Here is a 12,399-nt window from a genome sequence, read left to right on the forward strand (position 1 = left end):
AAACCCTCCTTATTTTATTTTATTATCAAATACAATCTCTTCTCGGTACTTTTTCATCACCTCCTGTTTATTTATTAAAGAGAATTGTAATTAATAATCATAGGTTTTGACAACATTAGCGTTAGTTTTTTGATAATCTTGTTGACTTATGTATTATTTGGTAATATCGTGTATTATATTACTTTTATGTATTTTTTTACTATATATTTATATAATACCTCATATTTACCAAAAAAAATATTACAATTTGGTTACAATTTATTTTTCTTATTCTTTTTAAATCAGCATCTAAAAACAAAAAAGCTTCCAAAGGAAGCCTTTTTGTTTGTTAAAAAACTATTTAGTTATTTGTTTAACTGTATATCCTCTCTCTTTCATGGAATTTATTATACCAGTATCTCCAACTAAATGACCTGCTCCTACTACTACAAAATAAGTTTTACCATCTTCACTATTTAAAAACTCTTCTACTTTGTTGGACATATTTTCATTTCTTTTGTTAAAGAGCATATTGTTGAACTCTTGATTACCTTCTTGGTTGGTTTTTTCCATGAACTTTTCAAACTCTACCATATCACCTTTTTTCCAAGCATCTAGTATATACTTTATAACTTCTCCTTGAACATTTACACTTTCATCATTTTCTTTGACTTCAACTAATGAAGATTCTAGTAAGCTTATTTGAAGTTCTTTTGACATTGAATCAAATAAGTCTGCTTGAAACTTAATTCCTTCAATTTCTAATATCTCCTTATTTGCAAACATAGCTTTAGTCATCAAGTTAAAATCTATTCCCATAGTTGCATCAAGAGAAGCACTTTGCATATCTAGTCCTTGAACTAATAACCCTGCATACCAAGGTTTTATCTTTTCAAAGTCTTTTGGATCAAGACCTGCTGCACTTATCTTATCTACAAAAGCTTTATAAATTTCTTCAGGAACATTTTTTTCTAAAGTATTGTCATCAGTATATATAGCCTTTTCCATCATATATTGAAGTCCTTCTTGATCTCCAACAATATTAGCTTCTACTGCCAATACATCAGATTTATTGAAAGTTTCAATTATGCTTTGACTAAAAGGATATATACTTGAATCTGCCACATGGACTGACCCCAATACATATACACTATTTTTCCCATTGGAAACTTCCCACAAAAATCCTTTGGAATCTCTGCCAGTTTTATGTATAACAAAATCATACGCTCTTGCAAATAAAACTAATACTTCTTCTCTTGTACAAATATGTTCTAATGCCAATTTGTCCGGTCCCTTGCCATCCATTATGTCATTAGAAACTAAAACACTTACCTTATCTAAATTAGCCTTTGAAATATTTTTTATATCCTTATGTTTTAACTCTTTAGAACTTCCTAAGTCTACCTTTGGCTCACAAACGCTTATTACATTATAAATAACAACAGCTACATCTTCTCTTGTAACAATTTCATCTGGTTTAAATAAATCTTTTTCCTCTCCCGCCATCAATTTTAAAGATAATGCCTTCAATACATTTACATCTTCTGTATCCTTAAAAGGATTTGTTGATATAGGAGTAATTTCCTTACCTGAAAGCTTTTCATATAGTGTAGTTGCAAAGTTTGCCAATTCTACTCTTGTAACACCTTCTTTAAACTGAGCAAAATATCCCTCACTTGCTAACTCTTGAATCTGTGCTTCCATTAAATGTTCTACAGCCCAATCACTTGGAACATCTTTTGCTGGGGCCTGTCCTCCATCAGCAAATGCAAAACTAAAACTAGAAAAAACAATGGTTAATACTAATAACAATGATAAAAACTTTGAACCTTTTTTCATTGTACCTCTCTCCTCTCTTTTATATATAATGTGACAAGAAAACACTCCTGTCTTATTACCCACGATTTACGAAGTCTCTAAACTTGAAGTTTCCTGCTGTGAACAATGCCAATATCATAAGTAAAAGTACTATTGTGTTTGGAAACAATTTTGATTTTTCTATACTATCTAATAGCCAATACTGAGGAACAAATTTCCCTAAATTTTTAATAACCATAGGAACTTTAGGATATAAATCTCCATCTAGCGCTATCAGACTTAGAAAGAGACTACCAACACTAAATATAACTGTTCCAAGGCTTACTACCCCTTGTTCTTCAAATATCCTAGTTAAAAATATAGTAAATGTTATAGAAAATAAACTAGCCAATACTATATTTATAAAAATTATATGAAAGTCTATAATTGGATATTTTAATATTAATTTTCCTATAAAAAGGACTAGCAAATTCATACTTACTTGAAGAAATAGTATGGCCAAACATAGGCTTCCCATTATTTCATATCCTTTGTTGGCTGTAGTCATAGCTCTTGAAAGTATCTTTTGCCTTTTCATCAATACTATCTCATCCCCTATGGAGTTAGATGAAAGAATAGTAAAGTATATAATCATAAATACTACAAGGAATAAATCTCCATTTGCCTCTTTGTTATCCCTTTTTATTTGGGTTTTCGTATTGAACTTATATAGTTCTTTTTTATCCTTAATTATATCATTTTTTAGTAAAACTTCTTCCTTCAATTTTTTATTTATTTCCTTTTCAATGTTCATTTCCATAGGTAATGTAGTATTTCCTTCTTCTCTCTTGAAAGCCCCTATATCTGGTTTTTCTCCGTTTTTTATTTTTTCAGTAAAGTTTTTAGGCAATGTATATACAGCTACCACTTCATTGTCTTCTAACAATTCCATAGCTTCTTCTCTATTATAAAAAATATTATCTTCTATATTTAAACTTTCAAGCAATTCTTTAGCATACCCACCCTTGTCTTCTATACTGAAGGCTATATTTACACCTGTTGAATAACCTCCCCTATTCGCAGTAAAACTTACCCCTAATATAACTAGCAAAGGCACTATCAACATCATTAGCAGTTTTCCTTTGTCCTTAACCATTCTTTTATAGTTTACAAAGCTAAGTCTTAAGATTTTCACTATTTTTCACCCCACTTTAACTTAACTTTAAGTGTGCATATCAATAATATAACTACTGAAATTAATGATATTAACAATAAATTTGTCTTTATTGAATCTAAGTTGTTGTAGATTAAGTAATTTCTATAAGCTCTTGTAATCAAAACATCTGGCGCATAATCAGTTGCTATTTTGGCTAAAAATCCATTGTCTATCTTTTGTAATGGCAAATAACCTACTCCTATAACCAATTGTAAAATCATAAATATATTTAATATGCCAAGTCCAATTTTCTTTTTAAAAAATTCTGACACAAAACCAGTCAATGCTGTAGCTAACAAACCCTGAGTCAATATAATAAGTATTAGTAGTGGAATAGAACCTCCAAATGATAGTCCAGCAATCCTATAGGTAAATACATATAGACAATTTAAAAAAACTATAAACATATAACTAGTTATCATATTGTATTTAAAATATTCAACCTCTGTTATAGATGTGGACATTATCCTACTATATACTCCATTTTCTTTTTGTAAATCTTCTCCAGCAATCATAGACATGATTACCATAATGAGCATATAGCTTAAAAAGGTTATAGAAAAATATTCATAGGAACTTAGACTTCTTTTAGTAACAACTATTGTATTTTCAATTGAATTTGTATTATAAATTTTATAGATTTCACTATTAACAGTATTAAAAAGTTCTTCTTTTTCTTTAGGTGAAATATCTTTCTCATCTATGCTTTTTCTTATATACAGGCTTTGGCTTACTTCTTCATTGTATTTGTCAATAATATTTCCAATCATAATTCCCATACTTTGGGAACCTTTATCTTTAGTGTTTATTATTATTGGGGAATCTGTAGATAATATCAAACTATTTTCATACCCCTTGGGGATAATTAATTCATATCTTGCATCTTTTTCTTCTTCCTTTACCTCTATAATATTTTTAATCTCGTCACTATTTAAAAATTGTTTTAGATTGCCTGACTGGATAGAATTGTCTTCATCCACTATGTGAACACTCATAATTGGCATATCTACAGATGGTGTAAATTGATCTTTTTGAAAATAACCTATAACTAAACTAAGAAACATAGGAAATATTGAAAATGTCAAAACAAAGGGTAAAAAATTTTTTAGCATAGATTTTATAGTTAATTTTGTAAAAGCTCTAAGTTTCATTTTTTCCCTCCTAATCCCTTAGTTTCTTTCCAGTTAGTGCTAAAAACACTTCTTCTAAAGAAGGTTCTTCAAAATTTATTCCCTTTATTTCTCCATTATACTTTTCTGCGATTTTTAACAATGGTTCTAATCTAAAAGTAGATTGTTCTACCAATAGTTTGATTAAACCTTCTTCTTCATTGCATTCCTTAACTCCATCCATAGATTTAACATCCAGTATCATTTCTCCTTTGTAATTATCTATGTTTAAAATAACCCTATTGTTGTTACTTACCATAGATTTAATGTGTTTTTTATCTCCATAGGCTATTTCTTTTCCTAAATCTATAATAAATAAATTGTTGCAAAGCATATCTACTTCCTCCATATAATGAGAGGTATATATGATTGTAGTATTGTTTTCTCTATTAATTTTTTTGGCAAATTCAAATATATGATTTCGTGATTGAGGATCTATACCTACTGTTGGCTCATCCATAATTAAAATCCTAGGATGATGCATAATTGCTACAGCAATATTAAGCCTTCTTTTCATACCACCTGAAAGTTTCTTTACCTTTTCTTTTTTCTTATCCATTAACCCTGTTATTTCTAATGCTTCATCTATCCTTTCCTTCAATAGCTTCCTCTTTAAACCATATAAGCTACCAAAGAATTCAAGATTGTCATAAACAGAAACAGTATCCATTAAAGCCACTTCTTGAGGCACTAAACCTATTTGTTCTTTTACCTTTAATGGTTCTTTCTTTAAATCATATCCTCCTACAACGACTTCTCCTCCACTGCACTTCCAAAGTCCAGTCATTATATTTATAAGGGTTGACTTTCCTGCTCCATTAGGTCCAATTAGTCCAAATATATCTCCTTCTTCAATAGAGAAAGATATATTATCCAGTACAATTTTTTCATCAAAACGTTTAGTGATATTTTTAACCTCAATTAAACTCATAAAAAAACCCCCTTAACTTTCTAATTACATTATAGAAAATTTAAGGGAATTTAACTATTGTCTTAGGTAATTATGTACAATGACTTAAGTCACTTTATTCAACCAATCCAGTCTTAAATGCAAAAATAGCTTTTCACTTAATATAGCCTACCTACTAGCTTATGGTCAATTTTATCAAATAAATAAAGTTTACTCTCATCTATAAAAACTTTAATTTTACATCCTGCTTTTTTATTAACTTCATAGGGTATTTTTACAACTAGTTTTTCATCACTAACATGAATATGAATATAAGTTTCTGCACCCATATGCTCAATAATATCTATTACGCCTATAAGCTCTATTGAGTTTTTAATTGGTTCAATATGAATATGTTCAGGTCTGATACCTAGAATCATCTCATCATGTTGTCCTTTCATAATTAATAAAAATTTTGAGGACTTAAGTTTTAGTTTTTCATTTCCAAATTTCATATAAGCATTTTCATTATCTATTGATATCTTTATATCTATAAAATTCATTTGAGGTGTACCTATAAAACCTGCAACAAAGGTATTTACAGGATTGTCATAAATCTCCATTGGGCTTGCCACTTGCTGAATCAGTCCGTCCTTCATCACTACGATCTTTGTCCCCATAGTCATTGCTTCTGTTTGATCATGTGTTACATATATAAATGTTGTAGCAAGTTCATTATGAAGCTTAATTATTTCCGTTCTCATCTGTACTCTTAATTTAGCATCTAGATTTGATAATGGTTCATCCATTAAAAACACATTGGGATTCCTTACAATAGCTCTTCCTAAGGCTACTCTCTGTTGCTGTCCACCTGACAGTGCCTTCGGTTTTCTGTTTAACAATTCTTCAATTTTGATTAATTTTGCTACATATCTAATCTTTGAATCGATTTCCTTTTTAGGAATTTTTCTAAGTTTTAAACCCATTGCCATGTTTTCATAAATTGTCATGTGAGGATAAAGAGCGTAATTTTGAAATACCATAGCTATATCTCTATCCTTTGGTGCAACCTCATTAACCTTTTCCCCATCTATAATTAAATCTCCTTCAGTAATATTTTCAAGACCTGCTACCATTCTAAGAACTGTCGATTTCCCACAACCAGAAGGGCCAACCAATACAATAAATTCTTTATCTTCTATCTCAAGATTAAAATCATTTACTGCGATTACATTTCCCGGATATACTTTTTTTATATTTTTAAATACTACTTCTCCCATATTTATCCTCCACCCCCGACATTCTATTATTTATCATTCTTATTATAAGTAAAAATGTAATTATACCTAATATAAAAAATCCTAAAGTAAGTAATTTCACTTTATATAAGGTAATATCATAAAAATACCCATAACTGCTTAAGTTCATTTTTACAGAATTATTTAGCATTCGATAAAATTCAAAATCAAAAATATCACTAACTGGCAAATATTTCCCAGGGATATTAAATTGAAATTTTATAATCCATTGTAATAAAAATATTGCGCCAAATATCAATAATAATAATTTAATAGCTTCTTCAAGAATTTCATTTATCCTTAGACATATAATCTCTTTTGGATAATATAATTCAAGGTCTTTCTTTACATACTTATTTATGGTATTTATCTTTCTTAGAAAAATTATTGCTATTAATATAAATAACAAAGAAGCTGTAAATAGCTTAGTCCCTCTGTGCCACTCTATGAGGACTCTATTGGCATCAGAATAATCCATTATGTTTAACATTTCTTCATTTAACTCAGGAATCCTAAACTTTAAATAGTCTATAAATTTCTCTTTAAAAAACTCTTCTTTGCTATCTACAGGTTTTTGTATAGAAATAATAGAAATATAATTATTTAAGTCATTTTTTGCGTATTCATAATCTATATATGCTATATCCTTTTCATTCCTTACAAACATGTTACTTTCATTTGTTTTATAAATACCTATAATTTCATAATTTTTGTCTTCTATTTCTATATTCTCCCCTACTGAATTAACTGCTCCATACTTTTTTTTAGCTAACCTGTCACTTATTATAATCTGATTTCTATTAGAAAAGGTATTTTCTCCATATATAAATTCTATTGGTTCCAACTCACAATAATTTTTATCGATTCCTATAACAGTTAAAGGTTGTTCATTTAATACAGTCTCCTGTTCTATATATAAAGCATATTTATACCTTTCACCAATATATTGTTCTTCTGACAAAATAAAAGGTAGAATTTCATTGTTCATATCAAAGGATAACTCTATTCTTTCCGATTTCAAAGAAAAATCATTAATTAAACTTTCCTGAAACAAAAATATAGCTAAAAGTACGATTACAAGTCCTATTATCAACACAATTATTTTTTTATTCATCATAATGAGCACCTCTATTATCCAATACCCTCACAATCATTCCATCCATAACTGGCTTTGTAGATCTTTCAATAATTTGAGTGTCAGGAGAAAAACCACCTTGAATTGCCGCTTCAATTTGATTGTTTTCAGCTACCTTAACCACCATTTTCACTACCTCATCTTTTTGTCGAATAGATTTTCCCTTCACAATAGCATATATAATGCTATCAGAGCCTTCCTTATGTATACAGGAAGTAGGTACAATATTTGTATAATATCCTAATGATTTGCTTTTAGGATCACTTGGATTGGATTTTAAATCCCCTCTTTGTACCTGCACTACTTCTACAACAGGTGTCATAATATAGCTAATCTTTTGAGTTATCAATGTAAATACTGACATACTAATCATAAAAATAATGATAAGCTTAGAAATAATTTGCTTGTTCGTTTTAACTCCCTTTTTATTATTCATCCCTTCCACTTTTCCTGTAATACCACTTGTAATACTTATACCATGTACTAAGTCTTCATATGAAAACTGATATAATAATATAGGCAATATACTAAACAAAGTTCCACAGGCAAATGCTATATCTCTAAACCTTCTACTAGAATTTAATGTAACAGATAAAGGCATATGGATGGCATCTTTAATAAATACCAAGGGTTGTTCAACCATAGACCAGTAATTTATAAAAGTTAGTACAGTAAGTGCAGAAATTATTGATTTGCAAATTGGTGCTACTATTTGTAAAAAAAGCCTGAATTCACCAAAACCATCTATCCTACCTGCATCAAATATTTCTTTATCTAGCCCTCTCATATATTGAGCCATCAATATGGTACCAAATGTGGAAAATATATTGGGTAGTATCACAGCTATAGGTTTATCTATTATATTTAATGCCTTTAAAGTAATGTGTTGAGCTACTATTGTGGCTTGGAATGGCATAAGCATCAATACAATGTAAAGCCAATATAAAACACCTTTCCCTTTGAAGTTAAATCTGCTAAATCCATAGGCACTAAGCAAAGATATAGGTATATTGATGCCTATAATCACAAATGTATATATTATGGAGTTCCAAAATCCTATAAAAAATTCTTCAGTCTGAAATAAAGCCTTTCCATATTGTACAAAAGAAAAACTTCCATCCGCGCCTTTAAAAGAATAAACTATCATAATCACCATAGGAAGGATACAAATTAAAGAAAAAATATAAATAAATATATTTTTAAGTATTTTCCTAGCCATATCATCCCTTCTTTCTAATGATCCAAGTGTTTTTCTTGAAATCTTAAAAAAGCTATTATAAGCACTGAAATTCCTATAACAAGTATAAAAGCAGCTGTACTCAATCTCTGATAATTTAGCTTGTAAAAATTATTATTCATAAAATTTTGTAACAAATACACCGTATTTGGCGGCATATTTCCATATAAAGCATAAACTTCACGAAACATTAGAAACGAATTAACTATACTTAAAATTACAACAAAGAATATAATGGGAGCTATCAATGGTATTACTATTTTAAAAGTATATTTTAAATAAGAATTGGAATCCAACAAAAATGCTTCTTTATATTCCTTTCCGAGAGATGAAATTGCTCCCGTGAAAATTATTAACATATAGCCAGTATTTTTGATTATGAAAATTAATATTAGAATTTTCATAGCATTATCCTCACCAAAAAAAGAAATTGGCCGGTTGCCAAAAAAAGCCAGTACCTTGTTTGCCATGCCATATTCTCCAAAGATAATTTGCCACCCCATAAGAGCAGAAGCAACGGGAACAATCATGGGAGATAACATTGCCCATCTGGGAAATTTATATAATTTTTCTTCCATCATAAGACTTAAAAATAATGAAAGCATGGTTACAATAGGAACTCCTATAAGTATAAACTTTAAAGTATTCTTTGCTGCCAACATAAAAGCAGGATTATTAAAGAGTTCTTTGAAATTATCCAATCCCACAAATTGAACTATGGATATTCCCTTTGTAAATGTATAATATAAGCTCAAAAAAAATGGTATAATATAAAATACTAGTACTCCTATCAGCCCAGGAAGGATGAAATACCATCCATAAGCTCTTTTATTCTCCAATAGTTTCAACTCCCTTCAAATTATAAGTAACTAAAAAGGAGACAGATATATAAAGTATTTCAACAGTTTTATTTGTATCCATCTTTTAATTTCTCCGTACAAATATTTATTTTATATTAAGCCCATAACACAATAATAGTTATGGGCTTAATATAATCACATTGATATATCAAAACACTAAAACATTTCTATTCATTCAATCTAATGATCACATTTTCTTCAGCCTTCTTAAGTGCTTCATCAAGGGTCATTTTCCCATCCATATAAGAACCAATAGGTTCTAAAATATCAAGTCTAAGATAACCCATATTGTATAGGTAGTCAATCTCATGAGAATGTTCTATCATAGCTTTGTTGTACCTATCTACATCAACACCTGAAAATTTATGCATATAATTAGCATCCTCTATCATCCTATCAACACCCTTTTCATTAATGGGAATTGCCCCTCTATTTTCTGGGTCTTTTAAAGCAATAAACTGGATATCCTCTTCTAGTAAAAAACTTAAAAACTTCCATGCATTTTCTTTTCTATCAGAGCGATTATTTATTGAGTACATTCTTAGGCTATACTGAACTCTATTATCATTTTTTTCACCAGTAAAGATTGGTATCATTTCACTTTTATGAGTATTATTATATTCAATAAAATCAAATACCTGATCCGAATAATACCGTTCTCCGCTACTTGATTTAAAAGATAAAAGTGACCCTTGCAGACTATCAGTCAATTGGTACTCTGTATCAAGTATAAAATTCTTACTTTGGATGCATTCCTTAAACTTTATCAATAGATCTTTGAACCATTTTTGATTTAAATCTACTTCCTTAGTTTCCAGATTGATGAGATCTGGCATATTGGCTATAAGTAAATCATCTCCGAAAGTTTCCCAAGGGGTTTTCCCTTTCATATTACGTGTAAATAAATGTCTATCAGGTGCTTTTTCCTCTATTACTTTTACAAGATCTAATACTTCCGACCAAGATAGTTGATTGAAATCTATATCAAGCCCCAATTCTTTTTCTAATTCTTCATTTAATTCATATTGATCGAGTAAATAATTAACAGGTAATGCTCGTATGGTATTATTGACCTTGACACTATTCAACACATCTTTATTTAAATCTTTATAATTTTTATCTTTTTCTATTAAGTCTGTTAAATCCATAAAGACATCAGTCCTTAGAAGATTCTGAAGTTCGAGTGCCGAACCCCCTGTTTGAACAATATCTCCTATATCCCCTGAAATAATATCTAAAGCCAATTTTGCACCATATTCTTTACCATTTTCATAAAACTCTTCCCTGTTGTTATAAGCATAATCATATTCTACATGCTCTCCGGGATATTTCAATTCATAGTGCTTGATAGCTTCTTCCATAAAATCATTTCTATATGGGGCAGTTATGGTAAGAACGGTCTCCCTTGGTGGTCTTTCTCCTTCTTTCTTCGTATATAAGTAATAAACGTTTTTTATATCACTTAATTCAATATTTTGATCCTCACCAAACTTAGTTTTTAAAGAGTAATAGATTTCCTCATCTTTTCCCACCACAAAATCTTGTATATCATAATCATCTAAAAAATATGTTGAATCTTTTCCAAATTCAAATATTGATTTTATAAATGTACCACTATTAGCATCAAACACATTAAGTTCTTTATCAAACCCATATATAAGGTTTCCATCTTCCGAAAACCGTATAGGCTCTAAGATATAGGATGTATTTCTAAATATTTCATCGCCTGTTTCTGAATCAACCATAAAAAATCCCTCAGGTAACGATTGAAAACCTACTGTAGTATATATACAGCGTCCCTTATTATCTACATCAAAACTCGTTACATTTTCATATGAGTTTTTCAATTCACCTATTTTTGTAAATATTTGAAGTATAGGCTGGGAATCAGCTCGAGCCAATAAATATATGTAATCCTCTGTAACTCTCATCTCTTCAACTTGGATATAGGAATTATCAATAACGTCTCCTTTAAAGTCCTTTAGTTTTATGCTATCTTTTTTATTTCCCTTATCGTCAAATGAACTAGCTATTACTGCCTCATTTTTGCTATCATATTCTACATTCCAGAAAACATTTTCATAAATCCAATATCCATTAGCTCCCAACATATTATCTCTATTTGGAATTTGATAAATATCTTCTTTGCTTTTTACATCTTGCAAATATACCTTTTCTCCACCTTTAAATTTAACGATTTTATCATCATATTTTAAAAATTTATCATACCCCTCGTCCCATATTTCTTCTCCAATAAATTCTTCAACATAATAAAATGCATCAGATTCAACGTCCTTTTCATCATCTTTGTTGTCGAGTTTATTGGTACTGCTATCTTTATTATTTCTTATAGTAATAAAAACACCGGTTATAATTATAACTAGCAATATTACAGATAACATAATTATTCTATTTTTCTTATTTTCCATGTTATCACCCACTTTCAATTAATTATTATCTTATTTTTACTTCTAAAAGATTACTATTCTTAACTTTATATAAACGAGCACCATATTCCTTTGTAACACCTTCTTTGACATCTCCAATAAAATAATCTTTTGTTTTCTATATTCTTTTTCATCAAAATACCTATCTAATCCTGTTATATTCATATTGATTCTAGTAGTATATTATTAAAGTTAAAGTTGCTTCGTTTTTACGAAACTTAGGTAATTAAAAATATTAAAAATAAAAATGTCATTGTAAATAACGCTATCAGTACTAACAGTTCCTTCTTCATTTTCCAATGCCGTCCTACTTGTTCTATTATTTATAATATTATATAATAAATGTACATAAATCAACCTACTTTAAAGTAG

9 protein-coding genes are annotated in these 12,399 nt (G+C 29.2%); all 9 read right to left on the minus strand.

Annotated elements, in window-relative coordinates; translation table 11 throughout:
- Nucleotides 1-336: 336 nt before the first annotated feature.
- The 9 genes from BUA21_RS11410 to BUA21_RS11450 all read right to left on the minus strand — a co-directional run bounded on the left by BUA21_RS11410 (nucleotide 337) and on the right by BUA21_RS11450 (nucleotide 12,009).
- A complete protein-coding gene (locus tag BUA21_RS11410; RefSeq protein ID WP_072744966.1) occupies nucleotides 337-1,818 on the minus strand; it encodes a TraB/GumN family protein in 1,482 nt (493 codons plus the stop codon).
- 55 nt (nucleotides 1,819-1,873) lie between these two features.
- Nucleotides 1,874-2,971, minus strand: a complete 1,098-nt coding sequence (locus BUA21_RS11415; protein ID WP_072744967.1) for an ABC transporter permease — start codon at nucleotides 2,969-2,971, stop codon at nucleotides 1,874-1,876.
- The gene (locus tag BUA21_RS11420) at nucleotides 2,971-4,143 is read right to left on the minus strand and encodes an ABC transporter permease (RefSeq protein ID WP_072744968.1); all 1,173 of its coding nucleotides are present in this window, start codon (nucleotides 4,141-4,143) and stop codon (nucleotides 2,971-2,973) included. The genes BUA21_RS11415 and BUA21_RS11420 overlap by 1 nt, the downstream gene beginning before the upstream one ends.
- Before the next feature lie 10 nt (nucleotides 4,144-4,153).
- Nucleotides 4,154-5,092 carry an ABC transporter ATP-binding protein gene (locus tag BUA21_RS11425; protein WP_072744969.1) on the minus strand — a complete coding sequence of 313 codons (939 nt, stop codon included), beginning with the start codon at nucleotides 5,090-5,092 and terminating at the stop codon, nucleotides 4,154-4,156.
- Between the two features lie 137 nt (nucleotides 5,093-5,229).
- A complete protein-coding gene (locus BUA21_RS11430; RefSeq protein WP_072744970.1) occupies nucleotides 5,230-6,330 on the minus strand; it encodes an ABC transporter ATP-binding protein in 1,101 nt (366 codons plus the stop codon).
- Complete coding sequence (locus BUA21_RS11435; RefSeq protein WP_072744971.1) at nucleotides 6,311-7,465, minus strand: ABC transporter permease; 1,155 nt, start codon at nucleotides 7,463-7,465, stop codon at nucleotides 6,311-6,313. The genes BUA21_RS11430 and BUA21_RS11435 overlap by 20 nt, the downstream gene beginning before the upstream one ends.
- Nucleotides 7,455-8,702, minus strand: coding sequence for a carbohydrate ABC transporter permease (locus tag BUA21_RS11440; RefSeq protein ID WP_072744972.1), 1,248 nt, complete (start codon nucleotides 8,700-8,702; stop codon nucleotides 7,455-7,457). The genes BUA21_RS11435 and BUA21_RS11440 overlap by 11 nt, the downstream gene beginning before the upstream one ends.
- A 14-nt stretch (nucleotides 8,703-8,716) precedes the next feature.
- Nucleotides 8,717-9,559, minus strand: a complete 843-nt coding sequence (locus BUA21_RS11445; RefSeq protein WP_072744973.1) for a carbohydrate ABC transporter permease — start codon at nucleotides 9,557-9,559, stop codon at nucleotides 8,717-8,719.
- A gap of 188 nt (nucleotides 9,560-9,747) precedes the next feature.
- The gene (locus tag BUA21_RS11450; RefSeq protein WP_072744974.1) at nucleotides 9,748-12,009 is read right to left on the minus strand and encodes an ABC transporter substrate-binding protein; all 2,262 of its coding nucleotides are present in this window, start codon (nucleotides 12,007-12,009) and stop codon (nucleotides 9,748-9,750) included.
- Between the last annotated feature and the right edge of the window lie 390 nt (nucleotides 12,010-12,399).

The organism is Sporanaerobacter acetigenes DSM 13106, from assembly GCF_900130025.1.
Taxonomy (GTDB): domain Bacteria; phylum Bacillota; class Clostridia; order Tissierellales; family Sporanaerobacteraceae; genus Sporanaerobacter; species Sporanaerobacter acetigenes.